The sequence below is a fragment of the Citreimonas salinaria genome (assembly GCF_900107235.1).
Lineage (GTDB): Bacteria > Pseudomonadota > Alphaproteobacteria > Rhodobacterales > Rhodobacteraceae > Citreimonas > Citreimonas salinaria.
In genome coordinates, this window is sequence record NZ_FNPF01000014.1 from 59,477 (window position 1) to 83,187 (window position 23,711).

Here is a 23,711-nt window from a genome sequence, read left to right on the forward strand (position 1 = left end):
AACTCTACGTCGATCTACAGCGACATTTATGCAATTTTCGTTATCTCACCGTCAACGAGATGCGCGGCGCCACAACCCCTGCATGACTCGGCGCCCGCCGACTAAACCCGCCGCGATTTCGACTCGCGACGCGTGCGCGGCGCCGGGCCGTGAAGCTGCGCCGCGACGCCGTCGCACTCACGGTCCGAAGGCACGGAAACCGTGCCAACAGCCAATGACGGCAATCGGTCCGCTTCTCGGCAACAAAGGTCGACGGCTTCAAATGATTGTTTCGGATATGTCGGCATTCGGGCCGATGCCGCCGATTTTGGGAGTCCGCGCCGCGCTACTCGCGAAACAATGACGGCGCCAGTGCTAGGGCCAAGGCGCCGGTGCGCAGGCTTTGACGCGGGTGAAGTGTGCCACCGAGGCTGCGCTTGGACGCGCTCGAGCGAGGCGGCGACACGCTCACGAAATGTTACACAGAGAGCCGGACGAGGCTCAGCCCGGCGCATATTCCAGATCCCAAACGCCGAATCGGCGGCGCAACTACGGCGTCAGCCCGAGTTGCGCAGAGCCATCCGACGACGTATGTGGCCTTCAAACGCACTCGCCATGCAAACGACCGGAGCCTGCTCTTGACCGTCCATCTGCATCAGCACGATCTGCCCGACGGGCTGGACCTCGGCTCTGCCGTCGCGATCGACTGCGAAACGATGGGCCTAGACCCGCACCGCGACAGGCTGTGCCTGGTGCAGCTTTCGTCCGGCGACGGCAATGCGCACCTGGTGCAGATTGCTCGTGGACAGGATGCGGCGCCCAATCTGGCCGCGTTGCTGATGGACGAGACGGTGACCAAGCTGTTCCACTTCGGCCGCTTCGACATTGCGGCGCTTCACAACGCGTTCGGCGCGTTGGCGCGGCCGGTTTATTGCACAAAGATCGCCAGCCGGCTGGTGCGCACCTATACCGACCGTCACGGGCTGAAGTCCTTGACGTCGGAGTTGCTGGGAGTCGACATCTCGAAGCAGCAGCAGTCTTCGGATTGGGGTGCCGAGACTCTGACGGACGCGCAAAGGGCCTATGCCGCATCGGACGTGCTGTACCTGCACCGCCTGCGCATCGCCCTGGACGATATGCTGAAGCGCGAGGGCCGCACCGAATTGGCCCAGGCGTGCTTCGACTTCCTGCCGACCCGGGCGCTTCTCGACCTCGAAGGCTGGCCGGGCACGGACATCTTCGCCCATGTCTGAGCGGGCGCAGGGCTGATCGGTCATGCGCACCGGGTTCTATTCGCGCATCATCGCCTGGCTGAAGATCCTGTTGCCGCTGGCGGCACTGGTTCTGCTGTCGACGCTCTTCCTGCTGTCGCGCGATACCCAGGACGCCATCGCGCCCGAGATCGGCGCGCGGCTGGGCGTCGACGGCGTCAGCCGCGAGCAGGTGCGCGAACCCTCGTTCGCAGGAGTGACCGAGCGCGGCGAAACTGTCTCGGTCGTGGCCCGCTCGGCCCGCCCCGAGGGCGACGGTGCGGTCGTTGCCGAAACGGTGACGGCGATCGTCACGCTGGACGACGGTACCCGGATCGAGATGATGGCGCCCAGCGCGCGACTGACGGAAAGCGAAAACGAAGCGCGGCTGGAGGGTGGCGTGCGGTTCCGCAGCACGTCCGGATACAGCTTCGAGACCGAGGGCCTCGTGGCCAGGCTGGACACGGTCGCCGGCCGCTCGCTGGGGTCGATAAAAGGCGAGGCTCCCGCCGGCACGATCGAGGCCGGTGGCATGAGCATCTCGCCCGGCGCCACGAAGGACGACGTGCAACTTGTGTTCACCGAGAGCGTAAAGATGGTATACGTCCCGCAATTTGAACCGGAAACGCCATGATAAGAATACTGATACTTGCGGCTGTACTGGCGGCGTCCCCTGCCCTCGTGGCGGCCCAGGGCCAGGTCGCGTTCGGCTCGATGCAGCAGGACACGTCCGCCCCGGTCGAGGTCACCGCCGACCAGCTTTCCGTCAGCCAGTCCGATGGCACGGCGACCTATTCCGGCGACGTGGTGATCGTGCAGGGCGACATGCGGCTGGCCGCGCCGCAGGTCCTTGTGGTCTATTCTGAACAGGCGGGCCGGATAGACCGGCTCGAGGCGACGGGGGGCGTGACGCTCGTCAGCGGCGAAGAGGCGGCCGAAGCCGAGCGCGCGGATTACGACATCGAGGGCGGCACCGTGACCCTGTCGGGCGACGTGCTTCTGACCCAAGGCGACAACGCGCTGACCGCTCAGACGATGGTGGTTGACCTGGACACCGGCACCGCGCAGCTGTCGGGCCGAGTGCGGACGGTCCTGCAACAGCAACCGACCGAACAGGACGAGCCGTGAGCGCGCCTGCCCTCAAGGTCACCGAGGGCCACAGCGGCCTGCGCGTCAGGCACCTGCGCAAGAGCTACCGCAAGCGCGTGGTTATCCGCGACGTCACGATGGATCTCGGCCGGGGCGAAGTGGTCGCGCTGCTGGGTCCGAACGGGTCCGGCAAGACCACGTCGTTCTACGCGATCGCCGGCTTGGTGAATCCCGAAGGTGGGCAGGTCCTGATAGACGGGCAGGACGCGACATACCTGCCGATGTATCGCCGCGCGCGCATGGGCATAGGCTACCTGCCGCAGGAGATGTCGATCTTCCGCGGCCTGTCGGTCGAGGGCAACATCGCCGCGGTGCTGGACATAGCGGTGCCCGACGCCCGCCGCCGGCGCGAGCGGCTCGAAGAGCTTCTGGGCGAGTTCTCGATCGAGCATCTCCGCCGCGCACCCGCGATGGCGCTGTCAGGCGGCGAGCGTCGCCGGGTCGAAATTGCGCGCTGTCTTGCGTCGGACCCGAAATACCTGCTGCTGGATGAGCCCTTCGCCGGTGTCGATCCGATCAGCGTGGGCGACATCCGCCACCTGGTCTCGGACCTGCGCAAGCGCGGCATCGGCGTTCTGATCACCGACCATAACGTGCGCGAGACGCTGGAGATCGTCGACCGCGCGTACATCCTGCACGACGGCCACGTGCTGATGTCCGGCACGCCCGACGAGGTCGTGCGCAACGTAAACGTGCGCCGGGTCTACCTTGGCGATTCCTTTCGCATCGGCTGAAACCTGCTCCTCCGCGCCGGCCCGGTTTCGATTGACAGCCCCGGCGCTTCTCTACTCAAATGCGGGCATGACGACGCGACGCGCTGTATCGACTAACACTGATCCCCGCGTCTGCGGGGCACTCGACGCGCCGCGGCGTCGCTCCCAGGCCTGACCGACCGATGGTGATCCACCTCCCCTGGAAGGGTGGCGACCCGGCTCGGACGGCAAAGAAAAGGACCTACCATGCGCTATCAGATCACGGGCAAGCAGATCGATGTCGGCGAGGCACTTCAGACCCACGTGAGAACCGAACTCGGCACCGTGCTCGAGAAGTACTCGCAGCGCCCGACGGACGCGACTGTCGTCTTCTCCAAGAGCGGTCACGAATTCGTCTGCGAATCCACGGTGCATCTGTCCAGCGGACTGACCGCCGCGGCCAAGGGTCACGCAACGGAAATATACGCCGCCTTCGATGCCTGCGCCGAGAAGATGGACAAGCAGTTGCGCCGCTACAAGCGCCGGCTGAAGGACCATCACAAGGACCGCACGGAACCGGTTGAACTGTCCGGAGCGTCCACTTATATCCTCGCCTCGGAACAGGACGGCTCCGATGACTACGACGAGCCGGAGTCGCTGCAGCCGATCATCGTCGCCGAGATGGAGACTCGTATTCCCTCTCTCTCGGTGGGCGAAGCGGTGATGCAGATGGAACTGGCGGGGGCCCCGGTCCTCGTCTTCAGGAACGAAAAGAAGGACGGTGTGAACGTCGTGTATCGCCGCGAGGACGGCAATATCGGCTGGATCGATCCGTAAACCAACCGGAGCTGCCCCGCGCGGGGCGCGACCGTCCCTTCGACAAGCCACGAGAGTGCCATGAAATTCGTCGACCTCGTCAAGCCGGAAGCGGTAAAGCTTCTGGGTTCGACCTCCAGCAAGAAGCGCCTCATGCACGACATCGCCGATCTGGCCGAGCAGGCCTACGGCCTGAACGCAGATGCGTCGGTCGAGGCACTGGTCGAGCGCGAGTCGCTCGGTCCTACCGGGGTCGGTCACGGCGTGGCGCTGCCGCATGCACGCCTGCCGGGCCTGGACGAGGTGATCGGCGCGTTCCTGCTGCTGGAAAAGCCTGTCGATTTCGACGCTGTGGACCGGCAGCCGGTGGATATCGTCTTCGCGTTGTTCGCCCCCGAGGATGCGGGCGTCGCGCATCTAAAGGCGCTGGCGCTCGTGTCCCGCTCGTTGCGCGACCCATCGCTGTGCGCCAAGCTTCGCGCCAACCGCGATGCGAGCAAGCTGTACACGATCCTGACGGAAAGCGAGGCGGTCAAGGCCGCCTGATCGCCCGACTGAACGGCAAGCGCCCCGCCTATCCCGGCGGGGCGTCTTCGTTCAGGGCGTCTGCCCCCAGTCTTCGAAGCCGAAGGTAATGTAGTCGCGCGCATAGGCGTCGCGGGTCAGCGCCTCGATCCTGTCGTCGTAGATCTGCGCCAGCGAGAACGGCGCCCGGTTCGCGGCGGCTTCGGGCTCGGGCGGGGCGGCATGGCCCACCTGCATCGCCAACGCCGGCAGATAGGTCGACATCTCGGTTTCCCGCACGATCATGTCGGGCAGCGCAAATTCGGACATGCCCTGCAGGCATTGCGCTTGCGAAGCCCAATGCCCGTCGACCCGGATGGCGGTCTGGCCGGCCAGGTTCGCCTTCACGAAGTCCAGCCAGGCGGTGAAGGCCGCGCGGTGCGTATCGGCGTCGTAGCTGTCGTCCGGAGCGCCCTCGGGAATCGGCAGGTCGTGCGCGCGGCGCAGCGTCCGCCGGATGCCCGTGAATGCTCCCTGCCCCGTCGAGAGGATGCGCGCGCAGAACGCATCATGCGCGCGGGCCAGCGGGTGGCGGATGACCGTGAAACTGCGAAAGCCAGGTCGGTCGCGCATCCATTGGCGGAGCGAGGATTGGCGGAAATCGCCTAGCAGCGCCGTCTCGTCCACGTTGTCCAGCGCAGCCAGCCAGCGCCGGACCGCCGTCTCGGGGCCCGAGCGGATCGGCATGTATAAAAGCTTGGTACGCGCCGCGGCAAGGTAGGACGGCACGACCGGGCCCCGGCGCGGCTCGAAGTTCGGGGTGCGGTGCAGGTTGAACCGGTCCAGCCGCGCCAGCGCACGCTCCATCTCGTCGGGGTTTGCTACCTTTTCGCGCGCAGGCTGCGGGTTCTGCCGCTTCAGCCCGGTCTCGAGACTGTCCAGCCGTGCCGCCACGCCCAGCCATTGCGCCAGCCCGTTCATCACGGCGACGTCCTGCAAATCCTCGTAAGCAACGTGGAACGCCGTTTGGCCGGAACGTTGCAGCGCACCGGTGATCTGCACCTGGAACGCCTGCAGCGCCTCCATGTGAGCTGCGAACTCGTCCGCGTCGAAAACCGCCTGCGCATCCTTGCGGCGCTTGACGTTGGTCAGCTTCCATTGCCCGGTCGCCTGCGCGATCTTCCAGCTGACATAGCTGTCCAGCGGGTTGCGCGTCAGCACGATCTTGGCGATGCGCGGATCGTCCAACACCGTCGGCAGGATGCGTGGATCGTGGTCGTGGAAGTAGCGGAAGCCATTGAAACCGTCTTCATCGCGGATCCGCTCCAGCAGCGCCTGCGGTTCGCGGTCGCGCGTCTCGCGATCGATCGACAGCAGTTCCTCACGATTCGGGTAGCCGACGAAATGCGGATTGAACGCCTCGCCGTGACAGGTGACGCCGTCGAAGGCGTTCAGGTTCGACTCGAGGAAATTCGACCCGGTGCGCATCTCGGCGAAGACCACGAAGGCGTCGAAACGATCGGTCATGAGGCGATGTACCGTCGGGGCTCCGGCTGGCGCGGTGTGGAGGAGAGCAGCGGGAAATCTCCCGCCAGGTAGGGGTCCATCCCCTCGTTGCGCAGGCGCTGCAGGAACTGCCCGAAGCCAAGCAGCTCGACAGTTGAAGGAGACGCGGATCGGTCCGCACCGTCGCGCCAGCCGATCTCGGCCACGATGCTCTTGAGCGTCTCGGCCGGCGCTTCCAGGTATTCGGCCATCGTCTGGATCCGCACCCGGGCCTTGACGTCTGGCGCGCGCAGGGCGTCGATCATCGCCGCCTCGGCCCGCTGCAGCTTGGCGGCGCGGGCGCGCACAACGTCGAACGGAGCGTCCGAGCGCCAAAGCGGTACCGCCCATGCCCCCGACACGACCGAGATCCGCGCGTTGGGATCGCGCGCAATGTGCCAAAGGATCTCCGGCGTGTCGTCGGGCCCGTAGAGAAAGCAGTGCTGCATGCCCCGCGAATTCCACAACAGGTTCGTCAGGAAGGCCTTCGGGTTGTAGTCGCGCAGGCCCGCATCGTCGGTCAACGCGCCGGGGCCGACCGCTTCGCCTTCGGCGAAATGCGCGCGTTCGGGCGAGAAAAGACGCCCGTGCACGCGCGCGCCCGTCGCGTCGGCCAGCCATGCGCAAAAACCGTCGTGCAGCGGCTCGAACCCGTGGAAGACGGCATAGCGCCCGGCGGTGACGCCATTCTCGTGCCCGAGACGGGGGAAGCGGCTTTGCATGTAGAGCCCGGGCCGGCCGCGCAGGCGACGCTCGACCGCCTTGGCGAAGACGCGGTCGATCTTGCCGGGTTGCGGGTCCTGCCGGATGGCGGGGGGGAGACCTTCGCCAAGAAATGCAGCGTACAGCCGGTTTGCGCGCGGCCATATCTTGCGCGCGACGAAGCAGTCGGACCGGCGCAACAGCTGCAGGTGATCATCGTAGAAGATGTGCGGCTTGCCTTGGAAATCGAACTTCGACAGCGTCAGCGACCGCGCCTCGATCTCGGTCGCGTACAGCCGCGCGAGGCTTTGGAAATAGCTTTCGTCGGGGATCCAAGTGCGGCGGAAATAGGCGTCGTGGGCGCGGCGGTCCGGGCTGTCGAGGATCGCGCGAAGGGTCCGAGAGGTCAGGCACCACCATTGGCTGCCCATATGGGGAACCACGCCGCGCGGCGCCCGGCGTCGCAAGCCTAGCGCTCGTTGCCCAGCCACCAGCGCGTCGAACAGCGGCTTGTTGCGGCGCCATGACACCGGAAAAAACAGCGTGAAGCGTTCGTGGTTCAGCCCGCCCACCGTCCATGGAACGTCGGCGGTGGCAGCGCTTTCGATGAAGTCGGTCTCCGGATGATCCGCCAGGTAATCCTGCAGATCCGCCACCGGACGCAACGGCAGGCACGCCCCCGAGGCCAGGTAGACGTGGCGCACGTCGTGCCGGTCCAACATCACCCGCGAAGCGTCCAGCGTCGCCGCCACTAGGCCCCAGGTGCCCCATTCGCAGCGGTGCCGGGACGAGAACGCTATGTCCGGCAGGTCCGCCAGAGCGCGGCGGAACGCGCCGTACGGCGCATCCGGCACCCGCCGGTCGACATGGATCACGACCGGACAACCCGCCCGCGCCCAATGCCGCGCCATCTGCGCGGCCCGGTCCAGCGCGGTATGCACCAGCATGATGACGCCCATGCTCATGCCCAATTGCCCTTGGACATGAGTCCGAGGATCTCGAGCTGGCGCCAGTTGATGTATTTCTCCGAATACCGGCACCACAGGTCCGCGTCGCCGTCGAGCACCGCGGCATAGGCGATGTATTCGCGGCTGTCACCGTAATGCTGGCGGCGGGAGAGTTCTTCATCGGCCTTGGCGGGGAACGTCGGCAGGAACTTGGTGTGCAGCAGCACGCCGCTCGATTTCTCGCCGCCCATGTCGTCGAAGACCAGGTTCAGCCCCCGCGGTAGAAGGTTGTGCGTCGAACTGGCATAGACGTAGCGGCGGTGCCACCGCACCAGCGGGATCTTGTTGAGCGCGGGTGCCCTGCCCGGCTGGTCGCGGAAGAACACCCGGGCGCGCGGCCCGCCCTGGATCCACAGGTTGTTGTAGCCCCAGTTGCGGCTAATCGTGTAATTGCCGGCGTCGAACCACGGCAGCACCTCCAGCGGGTCCTGGCCGGGGGTGTAGGTCGCCTCTCCGATCGGCCCCTTGGGATACATGTCCAGCAGCATCGCCGGGAATGCCTTGATCCCGCAGCTGTCCAGCCAGTCGGTCAGGCCCGCCAGCGGGCGCGTGTCGCAGAACGGGTAGACCAGCAACTCGTCGGGGTCGACGGTCAGGGTCCAGTGCCCGTGCCCGTGGCGCCTCAGCAGCGCGTTCATCCAGTCCATGCCGAAGCGCGATGCGCGGTAACTGGCGCCGGTGGACCAGACAGACACGTCCGGCTGCTGCGACAGATACTCGCGCGAGCCGTCGTCGCTGTCGTTGTCGACGAACAGGAAGTGGTCGGCGCCGAGGCCGCGATAGTACTTCAGGAACCACGGCAGGCGCGCCATCTCGTTGCGCTGGGTCGAGAAGACCAGAACGTGGTCGGGGCGGATCTGCGCCGTGCGGTCGGTCACGGGGCTTAGTTCGTGCCGCTTGCGCAGGGCCCGCAGCCGAAGCCGCTTGCGCCGCAAACGCATTCGGTACGAATCCCAAAGCCCCATTGCCGCGTTTCCTGCCTGCCCGACCTTTTTTCGGTCCGCCCGCCCTGCCAAGCGGATCTTCGCCGAGTGTAGCCGGCCGCCTCACCAGTGCAAGAAAATGGTTTACCGCGCCCTTACGGCGTCAGCCCTTCCACGACCAGCCGTGCAGCAGCCCGAGTTCTGCCAGTTGTTCGGGTTCGTCGTAGCGACACGATCCCTCCGACCACAGGTCCGGGCGTTGTGCGATGCGGTCATAGTAGTCGCCGAACGCCGCGGGCGTGTGAAAATGTTGCGCCCGCCCGCGTTCCTGCGCCGAGCGGGCGACGATGTCCGGCAGGAACTTTGTATGCAGCAGAACCCCCGACGGCTGCGCCCCGCCCGGGCCGTCATACCATGCGTTGAGCTTGCGCGGCAGCATGGCATGCGTCGAGTTGACATAGGCCATGCCGCGCCGCCAGCGCACGAGTGGCAGCTTGTTGAGCGTCGGTGCGCGGCGCGGATCGTCGGCGAAGAAGACGCGCGCACGCGGTCCGCCCTGCACCCAGAGATTGCCGGCCGGGCTTTGCCGCTTGACGCTGTAGGGGCCGGCGTCGAACCAGCGCAGCGTCTGCAGCGGGTCATCATGCCGGGCGCCATCTCCCAGCCGCCCGCGCGGATACAGGTCCAGCATCAGCGCGCCGAAGGCCGGCCGACGCGTTCGGTCGAGCCACGCCGTCAGGGCGGGCAGTCGGCGCGTCTCGTAGTCGGGATAGACCAGCAGTTCGTCCGCATCCACGGTCAGGCACCAGTGCCCGTGGCCGTAGCGGGTCAGCAGCCAGTTCAGCCAGTCCATGCCGAAGCGCGCCGCGCGGTAGGACGCGCCGGTTGTCCAAAGGGAAACGTCGGGCTGATCGCGCAGATAGGCCGTGGTGCCGTCGTCGCTGGCATTGTCGACGATCAGGAAGCGGTCGACGCCCAGCGCGCGATGATGGGCAAGGAAATGCGGCAGGCGGATGCGTTCGTTCCGCAGGCAGACGCCCCCCAGGATAGCGCCGGAGGCGGTCGCCGGGTGTCTCGTCACGGCCGTCAGGGCGTGGCGCGCACGAAGCGCCCGCCACAATGCCCGCCGCCGCTTCCAGCGCAGTCTGTAGGCCGCAAGCGGAGAGATCGGTGGCAGGGCGTCCGGTTCAGACCTCACCCCGCGCACCATCAGCGGCCAAGGGTCACTGGGCCGCGCGGCGCGTGGCCATGACCTCTTCGATGTAGGCCTCGAGGTCGTCGCGCAGATCGTCGCGCGCCAGGCCGAAGGCAACGGTCGCCTGCAGGAAACCGCTTTTCGAGCCGCAATCGAACCGCTGCCCGTTGAAGCGGAAGCCGTAGACGCCTTCGCCGTCGATTTCCTTGGCGATCGCGTCGGTCACCTGAATCTCGCCGCCCGCGCCCTTCTCGCCCGCATCGAGGTTTTTCAGGACCTTCGGCGTCAGGATGTAGCGGCCGATCACCGCCAGGTTCGACGGGGCGTCCTCGGCCCTGGGCTTCTCGACCATGCCCTTGACGGTAAGCATGGCGCCGTCCTCGCTCTCGACGTCAAGGATACCATAGGACGACGTCTTGTCGCGCGGCACCTCCATGGCGGCCACCATGTTCCCTTTGCTGCCGGCGGCTTCGTAGGCGTCGATCATCTGCTTGAGACAGGGCGTGTCCGCGGCGATCACGTCGTCGGGCAGGATGACGGCAAAGGGCTCGTCACCGATCAGCCGCCCGGCACACCAGATCGCGTGGCCGAGGCCCAGCGCCTTGTGCTGGCGGATATAGGCGATGTCGCCCGATTCCATGTTGGTCGACTGGAGCACCTTCAGCAGCTCGTCCTTGCCCTTGGCGCGCAGCTCTTCCTCGAGCTGCGGAGCATGGTCGAAGTAATCCTCGAGCGCGCCCTTGCCGCGCGAGGTGACGAAGATGAACTCGGTGATCCCGGCCTCGCGGGCCTCGTCGATTGCGTATTGCACCAGCGGGCGATCGACCAGGGTCATGATCTCCTTCGGCACGGATTTCGTCGCGGGAAGGAACCGCGTGCCCATGCCGGCCACCGGAAAAATCGCCTTGGTCACTTTCTTACGCATGATCGCTCCGTTTCGGAATTGTTACGCTCGGATGTTGGCACCCGCACCCGCTCTTTGCCAGAACATGTGTGCAGAATTCGCGACAACGGGCGGCAAAGAGGCCGTTGTTGTTACTCGCGAGCCGCATCGCGCGTTCCCGGCGCTGGCCGATGTGGATGGTTTCCGTTGCGGCGGGCGGGATCTGCAGCCGGCGGCGGAGGTCCGCGCAGTCAGTCCTTTTGCAGCGTCACACCCGGCGCATGGGCAATGAAGAACGGATTCGCGAAGCCGGGCTTGCCATAGGCCAACGGGGTGTGGTCGTCGAACCGCACCACCCGTCCGCCTGCGCCCGCCAGAACCGCATGACCCGCGGCGGTGTCCCACTCCATCGTGCGACCCAGCCGCGGGTAGAGGTCGGCCTCGCCGGTCGCGACCAGGCAGAACTTCAGCGACGACCCGGCGCTGCGCATGTCCTTCACCGGGTATTTCGCGATGTAGGCGTCGGTCGCCTCGTCCCGGTGCGACTTCGAAGCCACCACCATCAGCGCATCGCCGTCGGGCTTGGAAACCCGGATCGGCCGGGTCACGCCCGGTGCCTCGGGGTCGAACGGCCCTTCCTCCTCGACCGAGTGCCCGACGCTGTCGGTATAGAACATCCGGCCGCGCGCCGGGGCGTAGACGATGCCGCGCACGGGCACGCCGTCCTCGACAAGGGCGATGTTGACGGTGAAGTCGCCGCGCCGCTTGATGAACTCCTTCGTGCCGTCGAGCGGGTCGACGATCAGGAAGCGTGCGGCCTTGATATCGTGGCTGTCGGCCTGCTCCTCGGTAACCAGCGCCATGTCGGGAAACGCCGCGCGCAGCCCCTCGGAAATCAGTGCGTCGGCGGCTTCGTCGGCTTCGGTGACCGGGCTGGTATCGGCCTTTAGGTTGACGTCGAAATCGGCGGCATCGTAGATCTGCATGATCCTGTCGCCGGCCTCGATCGCCAGGCGACGCATGACGGTCACAAGTTCCGAATAATTCAAGGCGATCTCCTTCGGCGCGGGCGGATTTATTGCTTTTGAACGTACCTTCCTTATGGTCGGCTCTTGCGGGATCGGCAAGCGCGCAGGACGCGGGCGGCCGCCGTCACGATGCCGCCACGCGCGGCGCCTCAATCGGAGCAGCGGACGATGTTTCAGAAGACCGCGCCACGATCGCGCCTCGGCTCGACGCTCTACACGGCCGAACTGATCTACCACAACGCGGTGCGGGCGGTGCGCAAGTCGCACGGCAATGCCTTCATGGCAATCGGGATCAACGTGCTGCAGACGGTGATCTTCGTGCTCGCCTTCTACTTTATGTTCGTGATCCTGGGCATCCGCGGCGCCGCGATCCGGGGCGATTTCCTGATCTACATCATGACCGGCGTTTTCCTGTTCATGACGCACACCAAGACGCTATCTGCCGTCGTGGCCAGCGAGGGACCCGCAAGTCCGATGATGCAGCATGCGCCGATGAACACCGCGATTGCCATTGCTGCTGCGATGCTGTCGTCGCTCTACGTGCAGGTGCTGTCGCTGTTCGTGATCCTGTTCGTCTACGACGTCGCCTTCAACCCGTTCGTGCTGCAGGAAATCCACGACCCCGTAGGATGCCTGGCCATGCTGGTCCTGTCTTGGTTCTCGGGGGCGGCGATCGGGATGGTCCTGCTGGCGGCAAAGCCCTGGGCGCCGACCGCGGTCAATATCGCCTCGACCGTCTACCAGCGCGTGAACATGATCGCCTCGGGTAAGATGTTCGTGGCCAACGCGATGCCGGGCTACATGCTGGCGATGTTCGACTGGAACCCGCTGTTCCACTCGATCGACCAGGCGCGCGGCCACGCCTTCGTCAACTACAATCCCCGCAATTCGGACTGGGAATATGCGCTGTGGGTGTCGATCGTGCTGATCATGATCGGCTTGATGGGAGAATTCTACACCCGCAAGCACGCCTCGGCGAGCTGGAGCGCCCGGCGTTGACCGCCCCTGCCCTTGCTCGGCCCGCCGAAACGGCCGATGATGAGGTCGCCCCAACACGAATCTCGCCATGATACGTTTCCTCGTTGCCCTGCTCGTCCTTCTGGCCGCGCCTGCCTTCGCCACCCAAGAGCGGTGGCCCGCGCTTTTCGACGTCGCCGGCGTCGCCGCGAACGATGTGCTGAACGTCCGGGCCGCGCCCGACGCGGGCGCCGAAAAGATCGGCGAACTGGCCCCCGACGCGCGCGGGGTCGAGGTGATCGCGGCCGACGCGCGGCAGAACTGGGGGCAGGTCAACGTGAACGGGCAAACGGGCTGGGCTTCGCTGCACTACCTTCGACGTCAGCCGGGCCAGTGGCTTGGCTCGACGATCGAGACGGTGCGCTGCTTCGGGACAGAGCCGTTCTGGTCCGTCACACGCAGCGTCGACGCGATCAGCTGGTCCATGCCCGAGGGCCGGCCGGACGGGACGGTGCAAAGCGACTTGGCAAGCCTTGCGCGGCGGGACGTGTCGGGGCTGATCTATCGCCTGACGGACGGTATGCGCGGACACCTTCTGATGACGCTGGACAGCTGCTCGGACGGCATGTCGAACTACACCTACGGCATCGGCGCCGCCGTGACCCACGACCTGGACGGCACGCCGGAACTGCTGGCCGGCTGCTGCTCGCTGGATGTGGACTAGCCTCAGGTCACGACGCGCAGCGTCAGGTTGATGCGCCCGCCCCTGGGCAACAGCGTCGACGAGCCGAAGCGGATGCGATCGACGCCGTGATGACGTAGCCGCGCCTCGCCGCCCATCACCACCACGTCGCCCGATTGCAGCCAGATCGACTCGGTCGTGCCGCCGCGTTCGAGGTTGCCCATGCGAAACAAGCCCTCGTCGCCCAGGCTGACCGAGACCACGGGCTGGCCGAAATCCGCCTCGTCGCGGTCCTGGTGCAGGCCCATGCGCGCGCCTTCGCCGTACCAGTTGATCAGGCAGCTTTCCGGCGCGCGATCGCTGCCCGAGACCGTGTCCCAGATCGCCAGCACCGCATCGGGGATCGGCGGCCATGATTGCCCGTCGGGATGCGTCTCCGAATAGCGATAGCCCCTGCGGTCGGTGATCCAGCCGAAGCGGCCCGCGGCGCTCATCCGCACCGACATCGGCCGCCCGCGCGGGGTGACCGGCTGCACCAGCGGCGCCTGCGCCAGCACGCCACGCAGATTAGCCACCAGCGATTCCTGCGCCGCCCGGTCCAGGACCCCTTGATGGATGACAAAGCCCCGGCGTTCGAGAACGGTCATACCGGCTCCGATTTGCTCGACAATTGACGAAATCCGCCCGCGCACGACGCTTGCAGGCCCAAGATGCCCCTCCTATATACCCTCCGAACGTCGCGGGCCTACCCGGTCCGTGATCTTACCGGGGCTGGATGCCGCTACGGGTCCGTACGCCTCGGGCCATCGCCTCAAGACTAGAAGGGATCGAAACATGTCTAAAGTGATCGGTATCGACCTCGGCACGACGAACTCCTGCGTGGCCATCATGGACGGCAGCCAGGCACGCGTGATCGAGAACTCGGAAGGCGCGCGCACGACGCCCTCGATCGTCGCCTTCACCGAGAACGAACGCCTCGTGGGCCAGCCGGCCAAGCGCCAGGCGGTTACCAACCCCGAGAACACTATCTTCGGCGTCAAGCGCCTGATCGGCCGTCGCAACGACGACCCGGATCTCGCCAAGGACCGCAAGAACATGCCGTTCGACGTGATCGACGGCGGCAACGGCGACGCATGGGTGCGCGCCCGCGGCGAGAAGTATTCGCCCAGCCAGATTTCCGCCTTCATCCTTCAGAAGATGAAGGAAACCGCCGAGAGCTATCTGGGCGAGGAAGTGACGCAGGCCGTCATCACTGTGCCCGCGTACTTCAACGACGCCCAGCGCCAGGCGACCAAGGACGCCGGCAAGATCGCCGGGCTCGAAGTGCTGCGCATCATCAACGAGCCGACCGCGGCCGCGCTGGCCTACGGCCTCGACAAGAAGGAAAGCCGCACCATCGCCGTGTATGACCTTGGCGGCGGTACCTTCGACGTTACGATCCTGGAAATCGACGACGGCCTGTTCGAGGTCAAGTCGACCAACGGCGACACGTTCCTCGGTGGCGAAGACTTCGACATGCGGATCGTCAACTACCTGGCGGACGAGTTCAAGAAAGAGCACGGCACCGACCTGACCAAGGACAAGATGGCCCTTCAGCGCCTGAAGGAAGCCGCCGAGAAAGCCAAGATCGAACTGTCGTCCTCCAGCCAGACCGAGATCAACCAGCCGTTCATCTCGATGGGCTCGAACGGGCAGCCGCTGCACATGGTCATGAAGCTGACCCGCGCCAAGCTGGAAAGCCTCGTCGGCGACCTGATCAAGGGTTCGCTGAAGCCCTGCGCCGCGGCGCTGAAGGATGCGGGCCTGTCTACGTCCGACATCGACGAGGTCGTGCTGGTCGGTGGCCAGACCCGGATGCCCAAGGTGTTCGAAGAGGTCACCAAGTTCTTCGGCAAGGAGCCGCACAAGGGCGTGAATCCGGACGAGGTCGTCGCCATGGGCGCGGCGATTCAGGCCGGCGTGCTTCAGGGTGACGTCAAGGACGTGGTCCTGCTCGACGTGACTCCGCTGAGCCTCGGCATCGAGACGCTGGGCGGCGTGTTCACCCGCCTGATTGACCGCAACACCACGATCCCGACCAAGAAATCGCAGATATTCTCGACCGCCGAGGACAACCAGGGCGCCGTGACGATCCGGGTCTTCCAGGGCGAGCGCGAGATGGCGGCCGACAACAAGATGCTCGGCCAGTTCAATCTCGAGGACATCCCGCCGGCACCGCGCGGCATGCCACAGATCGAGGTGACCTTCGACATCGACGCCAACGGCATCGTGTCGGTCAGCGCGAAGGACAAGGGCACGAACAAGGAGCAGAAGATCACCATCCAAGCGTCCGGTGGTCTCGACGAATCCGAGATCGAGCGCATGGTCAAGGAAGCCGAGGCCAACGCCGAGGCCGACAAGGGCCGCCGCGAACTGGTCGAGGCGAAGAACCAGGCCGAAAGCCTGATCCATTCGACCGAGAAGTCGGTCGAGGAACACGGCGACAAGGTCGACCCGTCCACCGTCGAGGCCATCGAGCTGGCAATCGCGGCCCTGAAGGACGACCTCGAGAAGGACGACGCCAGCGCCGACAAGATCAAGGCCGGCATCCAGAACGTCACCGAAGCGGCGATGCGTCTGGGCGAGGCGATCTACAAGGCCCAGGCCGAGAGCTCGAACGGCGACGAAGCCGAGCCTGCCGATCGCCAGTCGAACGCGCAGGACGATGACGGCATCGTCGATGCCGACTTCGAGGATCTGGACGACAACAAGCGGGCCTGAGCCCGATAGCGGAACCGAGCGGGGGCCGGTCCGGACACCGGGCCGGCCCCTGACGTTTCGCGCATGGAGTGCACAATGTCCAAGGGCGACTATTACGACACGCTGGGGCTTTCCCGGGGAGCCTCGGCCGAGGAGATCAAGAAGGCCTATCGCAAGAAGGCCAAGGAACTGCACCCGGACCGCAACAAGGACAACCCCGAGGCCGAGGCCAAGTTTAAGGAGGCCAACGAGGCCTACGAGGTGCTCAAGGATGCCGACAAGAAGGCAGCCTACGACCGCTTCGGCCACGCCGCCTTCGAGGGCGGCATGGGCGGCGGCGGACCGCGTCCCGGCCCCGGCGGCATGGGCGGCGGCAATGCCGATTTCGCCAGTGCCTTCTCGGACGTGTTCGACGACCTGTTCGGCGACTTCATGGGCGGGCGCCAGGGCGGCCGGCAACGTGCCGCGCGCGGCGCCGACCTGCGCTACAACCTGCGCGTCACGCTGGAAGAGGCCTACAGCGGCCTGCACAAGACGATCAACGTGCCGACCTCGGTCCAGTGCGAATCGTGCAAGGGTTCGGGCGCCGAGGGCGGCTCAGAGCCGACAGCCTGCCCCACCTGTTCCGGCATGGGCAAGGTGCGCGCGACGCAGGGTTTCTTCACCGTCGAACGGACCTGCCCGACCTGTTCGGGGCTCGGCCAGATCATCAAGAATCCCTGCTCGGCCTGCGGTGGCGCCGGACGCGTTCAAAAGGACCGCGCTCTCTCGGTGAACATCCCCGCCGGGGTCGAGACCGGCACGCGGATCCGGCTTGCCGGCGAGGGCGAGGCCGGGATGCGCGGCGGTCCTCCGGGCGACCTGTATATCTTCATCGAGGTAAAGCCGCACGAGATCTTCACCCGCGAGGGCGCGGAACTTCAGTGCCGGGTCCCGGTTTCGATGACCGTGGCAGCGCTTGGCGGCGATATCGAGGTGCCGACCATCGACGGCGGCCGCAGCCGCGTGAAGATCCCCGCGGGCAGCCAGTCGGGCCGGCAGATGCGCCTGCGCGGCAAGGGCATGCCCGCGCTACGCGGCGCGGGAACCGGTGACATGTACATCGAACTGGCGGTCGAGACCCCGGTGAACCTGACCGCTCGGCAAAAGGAGTTGCTGCGCGAGTTTGAGGACTTGTCAGAAGACAACAACCCTGAGACCAAGAGCTTCTTCTCGTCGGTGAAAAGTTTCTGGGACAGCATGAAGGGCTAAGCCGCGGTTGCTGCCTAAGCCGCGAAAGCCCGCCTTACGGCGGGCTTTTTCGTATCCGTCATGCGGCGCTCAGCCCTGTCCGCGCACCAAGGCCAGGGCCGCCTTCTCGATCCCCTGCGCCGAGGGCATCGTGGCGGCATAGGCAGGGCCGGTGGCGACGAAGCTGTCCTCGGCCGTAAGCCGGGCGAACGAGGGATGCCGCGTCTCGGCCATGTGTGTCATCAGTGCCTCGGCCACGCCGCCCGAGCGGCGCGTCTCGTCCACCACCAGAACATGATCGCAGCCGGCGATGGCGCGGTCCATCTCCTGCAGGGGAAGCGGCGACAGCCAGCGCAGGTCGATCACGCGCACGCCGATCCCGGCCTCCTGCAACCGGGCCTGTGCCTGCCGCGACAGGTAGTGCCCGTTGCCGTAAGTGACGATTGCGAGGTCGGTGCCTTCGCCAGCCACGCCAACGCTGCCCATCGCGATCCCCTCGCCAGGTGCGGGATAGCGCGTCAGCCAGCCGTTGTCGCCGGGTTCATGCAGATCGCGCATCGGGTAAAGCGCGATCGGTTCCAGGAACACCACGACACGCTGCTCCTCGCGCGCCAGCCGCACGCATTCGCGCAACATCCGCGCGGCATCCGCGCCGGTCGACGGACAGGCCAGGATCAGCCCGGGGATGTCGCGCAGCACCGCGACCGAGTTGTCGTTGTGGAAATGCCCTCCGAAGCCCTTCTGGTAGCCGAGCCCCGCGATCCGCACGACCATCGGGTTTGCGTATTGCCCGTTCGAGAAGAACGGCAGCGTCGCCGCTTCGCCGCGCAGCTGGTCCTCGGCGTTGTGCAGGTAGGCGAGGAACTGGATCTCCGGGATCGGCAGAAACCCGTTCTGCCCGAGGCCCAGTCCCAGCCCGAGGATCGATTGTTCGTCCAGCAGCGTGTCGATCACGCGGTCGGGGCCGAACCGCGCCTGCAACTTCTGCGTGACGCCGTAGACGCCGCCCTTTCGCCCCACGTCCTCGCCCATGACCAGAATCTCGGGGTGTTCCAGCATCAGGTCGGTCAATGCCCAGTTCACGTGCCGAGACAGGATCTGTGGGTCGTCCAGCGCCGACAGGTCGCCGAAGGCGCGCGCGCGATCCTCGGGCGCGGGGCCGTTGGTCGGGCGGCAGGCGCGCGCCGGCGGGATGATCGCGGCCATGACCTCGGCCGCGTCGCCCAGCCGCGGCCGGGTCACCACCTCGTCGGCGATGCGGGCGACGTCCGCGACCGTGTCGCGGTAAATGGCAAGCGCCGCATCGGGATCTAGCGCCCCCGACACGTCGAGCAGGCGCGTTGAATGCACCAGCGGATCATTGGCCTCGTCGGCCTCGACCTCGTCCCGGCCCAGATACGTGGTGGGCACGTCCGCGCCGGCATGACCGTAGAGCCGCACGGTGCGCACGTGCAGGAAGGCGGGTTTGCGGTGGCGGCGCACCCAGTCGGCCGCTTCTTTCGCCACGCGCGCCGTGTCGAACAGGTCCAGCCCGTCGCAGGCGAAGTAGCGCAGCCCGGGGCGGTGGGCGAAGCTCGCCTCGATCCAGCCCGGCGGCGTCTTGACCGAGATGCCGATGCCGTTGTCCTCGCACACCAGCAGCAGCGGCAGCGGCACGTTCTGGTAGGCGGTCCAGCAGGCGGTGTTGATCGCGCCCTGCGCGGTGGAGTGGTTGGCCGAGGCGTCGCCGAAGGAACACATGACGACGCTGTCGTGGGGCCAGGCCTGATGCTCGGGTGGACGGCGGCGCGACAGGCCGACCGCGTAGGCGGCGCCCACCGCCTTCGGCAGGTGCGACGCGATGGTCGAGGTCTGTGGCGGGATGTTCAGCGCCTTTGACCCCAGCACCTTGTGACGCCCGCCCGAGATCGGATCCTCGGAGGACGACGCAAAGCTCAGCAGCATGTCGCGGGCCGGGTCCTGGCCGTCAACCTGCGCCGCACGCCCGATCTGGAAGGCGGCATCTCGGTAATGCAGGAAGGCCGGATCGGTCGGCCGCAGGGCCCAGGCGACCGCAGCCATCCCCTCGTGCCCGGACGATCCGATGGTGTAGAACCCCTGCCCGGCCTTCTGCATGTGCCGCGCCTGCCGGTCAAGCGCGCGGCTGAGGCATTGGGCGCGGAACAGCGCCACCGCGTCGTCGTTCCCGAGCGGTCCGGCCGGCGCGCGCCCCGGCGACCACTCGCGCGCCTGCAACCGCGCCTGAAGCCGCTCGTGCACGTGTTCCGCCCGATCCATGCCTGTTCCCCCCGTCAGATCGCGCGAACCCTGCCTTGTGCCCGGCCGCCCCGCAACCGGATATCCGGGCGACGCACCGGCGGTTCAGCCGCCGATGGCGACCAGCGCGAGCCCGCAGGTCGAGCAGATCGCCAGCGTCAGCGGCACGCCTCGGTGCCAGCGCAGCAGCAGGGCCGCCGCGACCAGCGCGATCACGCCGCTGCGCCAGTCGAAGGTCGTCGGGTCCGGCACCGCGATGCTGAACCCGCGCACCTCGAGCGTCCGGACGGTCTCGAAAAGGACGTGCAATCCGAACCAGACCGATAGGTTGGCGATCACGCCCACCACGGCCGCGGTGATCCCGGCCAGCGCGGCACGCAGGACCGGCCGCGCAGTGATGCTGTCGATCCATGGCGCGCCGGCGAATATCCACAGGAAGCACGGCGCGAAGGTCGCCCACAGCGTCACCACCGCGGCGCTTAGACCCCAGAGCATGGGCGACCGGCCCTCGGGCGCGGCGTTGTGGCCTGCGAGGAAGCCCACGAACTCGGTCACAAGGATCAGCGGGCCGGGCGTGGTTTCCGCCAGACCCAGCGCGTCCAGCATCTCGCCGGTGGAGAGCCAGCCCTGCGTCGCCACCGCCTCTTGCGTCATGTAGGCCAGCACCGCGTAGGCGCCGCCGAAGGTCACCGTGGCCAGGACCGAGAAGAAGCGTGCGATGTCTCCGAAGATCGGCGGCGCGAGAAGGCCCACGGCGATCAGCGGCACGATCCAGATCGTAAGCCACAGCGCGGCGGTCCTGAGCGTCGCGGTCACTTGGCGCCCGACCGTGGTGGTCCGCCGGCGGGTCTGCTCGGGCGCTGCCTCGCGCAGGCGCAGCGCGCCCCACAGTGCCGCGGCCGCCACCACCGCCGGATAGGGGATGTCGAAGAAGAACAGCGCGACGAAAGCCAGCGCCGCGATCGCCAGCGGCTCGGCACCGACGAGGGCGCGGCGGGCGACGCGGGTCAGCGCCTCGACCACGATCACGAGGACCGCGGCCTTGACGCCGAGAAACAGCGCCTGGGTGATCGCCAACTCGCCGAAGCGGACGTAGAGCGCGGCGAGGAAGGCGATCAGCACCGCCCCCGGCAGCACGAACAGCCCGCCCGCGATCAGGCCGCCGCGGACGCCGTGCATCCGCCAGCCGGCGTAGGTGGCCAGCTGCATCGCCTCGGGGCCTGGCAGGACCATGCAGAACGAGAGCGCGTCCAGGAACTGGCGCTCGGAGAGCCAGGGGCGCTCGTCGACGACCATCCGGTGCATCAGGGCGATCTGGGCCGCCGGGCCGCCGAAGGAGAGCACGCCGATGCGCCCCCAGACACCGGCGGCTTCGGACAGCGAGGCGTCGCGCGTGGTGTCGGCTGGTGGCGGCATGCAGGCTCCTTTTCTGCCGGGCCGCGGGAGGGACCGTGGGCAGGAGGGACGTTGAAGGACCTGTATGACGAAGGTGCGAAAGCGGGCGCAAGGGATTTTGGCGGCGCGGGGATGTCCCACGGTGGGACAGCCGGACGCGCACGGGAAATCAACGGGTTACAGAGACGGATTCAGGAAGTCTTAACGTTCGGGCCTCTTTCGGGGCCGCGTGGCGCGTCGCGGCCGGCGTCCGGGCGGCGCGTGCGGAGCTGCCCAGCGACCACGAAGGCGGCGAAGCGCGGGGCTACGCGATCCGCGCCGGAGCTGGAGCGGACGAAAAACGGCAGGCCCGGCGCCGGGCCTGCCGAAGGTGCCGCATCCGGCACCGGAGTCCGATGGTCGTGCCGACGTCTAGGCGCTGGTCATTCCGGGCTTCAGGACGACCTTGGTCCAGTCGTTCTGGTTGTAGCGGAAGTTCTTGTAGCCGGTGGGCGCCTCCTCCAGCGGCAGGCGGTGCGAGATCAGGAAGGTCGTGTCGATCTCGCCCTCGCCGATGCGGCGCAGCAATTCATCGGTGTAGCGCTGGACGTGGGTCTGGCCGGTCTTGACCTTCAGGCCCTTCTCCATCAGCGCGCCCAGCGGGAATTTGTCGACGAAGCCGCCATAGACGCCGGGGATCGAGACGCGGCCGCCCTTGCGCACCGCCATCAGCGCCTCGCGCAGGGCATGCGCGCTGTCGGCGCCGAAGCCGACGTTCTGCTTGATGTTGTCCAGGATCGTGTCGGGCGCGAAGCCGTGCGCTTCCATGCCCACCGCGTCGATCACCGCGTCGGGGCCGAGGCCGCCGGACATATCCATCAGCGCGTCGAGCACGCGGGTCTGCTTGAAGTCGATGACCTCGGCGCCCAGCTTGCGCGCCAGGTCGAGCCGGTTCGGGAATTCGTCGATCGCGATGACGCGGGCGGCGCCCATCAGCAGCGCCGACTGGATGGCGAACAGACCCACGGGACCGCAGCCCCAGACGGCCACGGTATCGCCCTCCTCGATCTCGGCGTTCTCGGCGGCCATCCAGCCGGTGGGCAGGATGTCGGACAGGAACAGCACGTCGTCATCCTCCATGCCCTCGGGGATGACGATGGGGCCGATGTCCGAGAACGGCACGCGCACGTATTCGGCCTGCCCGCCGGGATAGCCGCCGGTCAGGTGCGAATAGCCGAACAGGCCGGACATGGCGTGGCCGTAGAGGTTCTCGCTGACGTCCTGGTTGGCGACGGGGTTCGAGTTGTCGCACGCGGAATAGAGCGTCTTCTGGCAGAAGAAGCACGAGCCGCAGGAGATGGTGAAGGGCACCACGACGCGCTGGCCCTTCTGCAGCGTGCTTTTCGGCCCGGTCTCGACCACCCGGCCCATGAATTCGTGGCCGATGATGTCGCCGGACATCATGCCGGGAATGACCCCGTCGTAGAGGTGCAGGTCGGAGCCGCAGATTGCCGTGGACGTCACTTCGAGGATGGCGTCGCGGGGATTGATGATCTCGGGGTCGGGGACGGTGTCGACGCGGACGTCGTGCTTGCCGTGCCAGGTCAGTGCGCGCATGGCCTGTCTCCTCAGGAAGGGGTTTTGCGAAGGGCGGAGGTGGCGATCTCGCCGGTCTCCATCAGCATCTTGAGCCGCTTGAGGTCGCGGCGGCCCTGCAGGTGCGGTTCGGTCTGGAAGGCCTTGGCGACCCAGCGGCCAAGCTCGCCCATCGGGGGGACGTAGGCAATGATCGCCTCGACCTCGGTGCCGCGGTCGCCGGGGGCGTCGCGGAACATGATCTTGCCCTCGGTGTCGATTTCCGAGTTCCCGGTCGACCGCCAGGCGATCTCGCTGTCCGGGCGGTCGGCGACGATGCGGCTTTCGACATGCACGTCGCGGCCCATCGGGCCGGCGATGGTCCAGTGCGTGACCTCGCCCGTCTCCTCGACCCGGCGCACGTTCTCCATGAAGCTGGACAGGTTCGAGAAGTCGCGCCAGAAGGCGTAGATCTCGCTGCGGGGCCTGGCGATGGTCACGGTGCGGCCCACCACGGCGTACCGGCCGAACCGCGCGCGGCGCGCGGCGCGGCCCGGCGCGCTGTCCCCGCGCCGCTGGGGCACGCTGTTGCGCGTCTGCTGCTGGTAGAGAAAGGCGAGCCCCACCACGCCGACGGTCGCCGCCGCCAGCAGGCCGAGGCGGTCGCCCCGGTGTCGTCCAGAATCGTGTCTCATTGTCGGCCTCCGGTCCGTTGCGTCCGTCCATCCCCATGTCCGGGCGCCGGACGAGGCGGCGCCTGTGGCGTCCGGCCCCGGCCCCGGATCACGCGTCGCGATGGTCGATGCAGAAGGGAAAGGCCGTGCCCGGCACGATTGTTCCGCTTTCGTCGCGGCGAGCCGCGCCTGGTGGTCAGCTCACCTTGCAGAACGCCTCGTAGAGGGCGGCCATCAGCGTTTCCGTTTCGGGGTCGGAGATGCGGTAGAAGATCGTCTGCGCCTCGCGGCGCGTGGCGACCATCTCGGCCTCGCGCAGGCGCGCGAGGTGCTGGCTGAGCGCCGACTGGCTCAGGCCGACGGCGTCCTGCAACGACCGGACCGAGCGCTCGCCCTTGGCCAGTTCGCACAGGATCAGCAGGCGCTTGGCGTTGGCCACCAGGGCGAGGCGCGCGGCGACGTGGTCGGCGCGGTTCTCCAGTTCCGAGATCGGCAGGTCGGCTGCTTTTTTCATTATATTAGCCTTGACTGATACAGTGATTGCTAATATG

The 23,711-nt window shown here is 66.9% G+C and carries 22 protein-coding genes; 10 read left to right on the forward strand and 12 right to left on the reverse strand.

The window, feature by feature from the left end:
• The first annotated feature begins 617 nt into the window (after positions 1–617).
• From BLW27_RS15375 to BLW27_RS15400, 6 genes are all read left to right on the forward strand, one after another.
• Positions 618–1,232, forward strand: a complete 615-nt coding sequence (locus BLW27_RS15375) for a ribonuclease D (RefSeq protein ID WP_089884520.1) — start codon at positions 618–620, stop codon at positions 1,230–1,232.
• 22 nt (positions 1,233–1,254) lie between these two features.
• Positions 1,255–1,863: a hypothetical protein gene (locus BLW27_RS15380; RefSeq protein ID WP_089884522.1), complete on the forward strand. Its 609-nt coding sequence runs from the start codon at positions 1,255–1,257 to the stop codon at positions 1,861–1,863.
• Positions 1,860–2,357: a lipopolysaccharide transport periplasmic protein LptA gene (gene lptA / locus BLW27_RS15385; protein WP_089884524.1), complete on the forward strand. Its 498-nt coding sequence runs from the start codon at positions 1,860–1,862 to the stop codon at positions 2,355–2,357. Before BLW27_RS15380 ends, lptA begins: the two co-directional genes overlap by 4 nt.
• Complete coding sequence (gene lptB, locus BLW27_RS15390) at positions 2,354–3,112, forward strand: LPS export ABC transporter ATP-binding protein (RefSeq protein WP_089884527.1); 759 nt, start codon at positions 2,354–2,356, stop codon at positions 3,110–3,112. Before lptA ends, lptB begins: the two co-directional genes overlap by 4 nt.
• A 225-nt stretch (positions 3,113–3,337) precedes the next feature.
• Positions 3,338–3,907 (forward strand): ribosome hibernation-promoting factor, HPF/YfiA family, encoded by a 570-nt coding sequence (gene hpf / locus BLW27_RS15395; protein ID WP_089884528.1) that lies wholly within the window; start codon positions 3,338–3,340, stop codon positions 3,905–3,907.
• Between the two features lie 60 nt (positions 3,908–3,967).
• Complete coding sequence (locus tag BLW27_RS15400; protein ID WP_089884530.1) at positions 3,968–4,432, forward strand: PTS sugar transporter subunit IIA; 465 nt, start codon at positions 3,968–3,970, stop codon at positions 4,430–4,432.
• Positions 4,433–4,483: 51 nt separating this feature from the next.
• Here BLW27_RS15400 and BLW27_RS15405 read toward each other — a convergent pair whose 3' ends face one another.
• The 6 genes from BLW27_RS15405 to cysQ all read right to left on the reverse strand — a co-directional run bounded on the left by BLW27_RS15405 (position 4,484) and on the right by cysQ (position 11,694).
• Positions 4,484–5,917, reverse strand: a complete 1,434-nt coding sequence (locus BLW27_RS15405) for a nodulation protein NodH (RefSeq protein ID WP_089884532.1) — start codon at positions 5,915–5,917, stop codon at positions 4,484–4,486.
• A complete protein-coding gene (locus BLW27_RS15410) occupies positions 5,914–7,602 on the reverse strand; it encodes a DUF5927 domain-containing protein (protein ID WP_089884534.1) in 1,689 nt (562 codons plus the stop codon). The genes BLW27_RS15405 and BLW27_RS15410 overlap by 4 nt, the downstream gene beginning before the upstream one ends.
• Positions 7,599–8,609, reverse strand: coding sequence for a glycosyltransferase family 2 protein (locus BLW27_RS15415; RefSeq protein ID WP_089884536.1), 1,011 nt, complete (start codon positions 8,607–8,609; stop codon positions 7,599–7,601). The genes BLW27_RS15410 and BLW27_RS15415 overlap by 4 nt, the downstream gene beginning before the upstream one ends.
• Before the next feature lie 121 nt (positions 8,610–8,730).
• Positions 8,731–9,777 (reverse strand): glycosyltransferase family 2 protein, encoded by a 1,047-nt coding sequence (locus BLW27_RS15420; RefSeq protein WP_089884538.1) that lies wholly within the window; start codon positions 9,775–9,777, stop codon positions 8,731–8,733.
• Between the two features lie 13 nt (positions 9,778–9,790).
• Positions 9,791–10,687: a UTP--glucose-1-phosphate uridylyltransferase GalU gene (galU, locus tag BLW27_RS15425; protein WP_089884539.1), complete on the reverse strand. Its 897-nt coding sequence runs from the start codon at positions 10,685–10,687 to the stop codon at positions 9,791–9,793.
• A 209-nt stretch (positions 10,688–10,896) separates the two neighbouring features.
• A complete protein-coding gene (gene cysQ, locus BLW27_RS15430) occupies positions 10,897–11,694 on the reverse strand; it encodes a 3'(2'),5'-bisphosphate nucleotidase CysQ (protein ID WP_089884541.1) in 798 nt (265 codons plus the stop codon).
• A gap of 147 nt (positions 11,695–11,841) precedes the next feature.
• Here cysQ and BLW27_RS15435 point away from each other — a divergent pair, with 147 nt between their 5' ends.
• Positions 11,842–12,672 carry an ABC transporter permease gene (locus BLW27_RS15435; RefSeq protein ID WP_089884612.1) on the forward strand — a complete coding sequence of 277 codons (831 nt, stop codon included), beginning with the start codon at positions 11,842–11,844 and terminating at the stop codon, positions 12,670–12,672.
• A gap of 67 nt (positions 12,673–12,739) precedes the next feature.
• Positions 12,740–13,354, forward strand: a complete 615-nt coding sequence (locus BLW27_RS15440) for an SH3 domain-containing protein (RefSeq protein WP_089884542.1) — start codon at positions 12,740–12,742, stop codon at positions 13,352–13,354.
• 2 nt (positions 13,355–13,356) lie between these two features.
• Here the strand turns inward: BLW27_RS15440 and BLW27_RS15445 are convergent, their stop codons facing one another.
• The gene (locus BLW27_RS15445) at positions 13,357–13,959 is read right to left on the reverse strand and encodes an alpha-ketoglutarate-dependent dioxygenase AlkB family protein (protein ID WP_089884544.1); all 603 of its coding nucleotides are present in this window, start codon (positions 13,957–13,959) and stop codon (positions 13,357–13,359) included.
• A gap of 187 nt (positions 13,960–14,146) precedes the next feature.
• Here BLW27_RS15445 and dnaK point away from each other — a divergent pair, with 187 nt between their 5' ends.
• Together dnaK and dnaJ are read left to right on the forward strand one after the other, a co-directional pair.
• Entirely contained in the window at positions 14,147–16,072 is a 1,926-nt protein-coding gene (dnaK, locus tag BLW27_RS15450; RefSeq protein ID WP_089884546.1) for a molecular chaperone DnaK, read from the forward strand.
• Positions 16,073–16,147: 75 nt separating this feature from the next.
• Complete coding sequence (gene dnaJ, locus BLW27_RS15455) at positions 16,148–17,302, forward strand: molecular chaperone DnaJ (protein ID WP_089884549.1); 1,155 nt, start codon at positions 16,148–16,150, stop codon at positions 17,300–17,302.
• 69 nt (positions 17,303–17,371) lie between these two features.
• Here dnaJ and BLW27_RS15460 read toward each other — a convergent pair whose 3' ends face one another.
• The 5 genes from BLW27_RS15460 to BLW27_RS15480 form a co-directional block, all read right to left on the reverse strand.
• Positions 17,372–19,558: a thiamine pyrophosphate-dependent enzyme gene (locus tag BLW27_RS15460; RefSeq protein WP_089884551.1), complete on the reverse strand. Its 2,187-nt coding sequence runs from the start codon at positions 19,556–19,558 to the stop codon at positions 17,372–17,374.
• An 84-nt stretch (positions 19,559–19,642) separates the two neighbouring features.
• Positions 19,643–20,953 (reverse strand): chromate efflux transporter, encoded by a 1,311-nt coding sequence (chrA, locus tag BLW27_RS15465; RefSeq protein ID WP_089884553.1) that lies wholly within the window; start codon positions 20,951–20,953, stop codon positions 19,643–19,645.
• 390 nt (positions 20,954–21,343) lie between these two features.
• Complete coding sequence (locus BLW27_RS15470; RefSeq protein ID WP_089884556.1) at positions 21,344–22,528, reverse strand: zinc-dependent alcohol dehydrogenase; 1,185 nt, start codon at positions 22,526–22,528, stop codon at positions 21,344–21,346.
• Positions 22,529–22,539: 11 nt separating this feature from the next.
• Positions 22,540–23,181, reverse strand: coding sequence for an SRPBCC family protein (locus BLW27_RS15475; protein WP_089884557.1), 642 nt, complete (start codon positions 23,179–23,181; stop codon positions 22,540–22,542).
• 175 nt (positions 23,182–23,356) lie between these two features.
• Positions 23,357–23,674, reverse strand: a complete 318-nt coding sequence (locus tag BLW27_RS15480) for an ArsR/SmtB family transcription factor (RefSeq protein WP_089884559.1) — start codon at positions 23,672–23,674, stop codon at positions 23,357–23,359.
• Positions 23,675–23,711 lie beyond the last annotated feature (37 nt).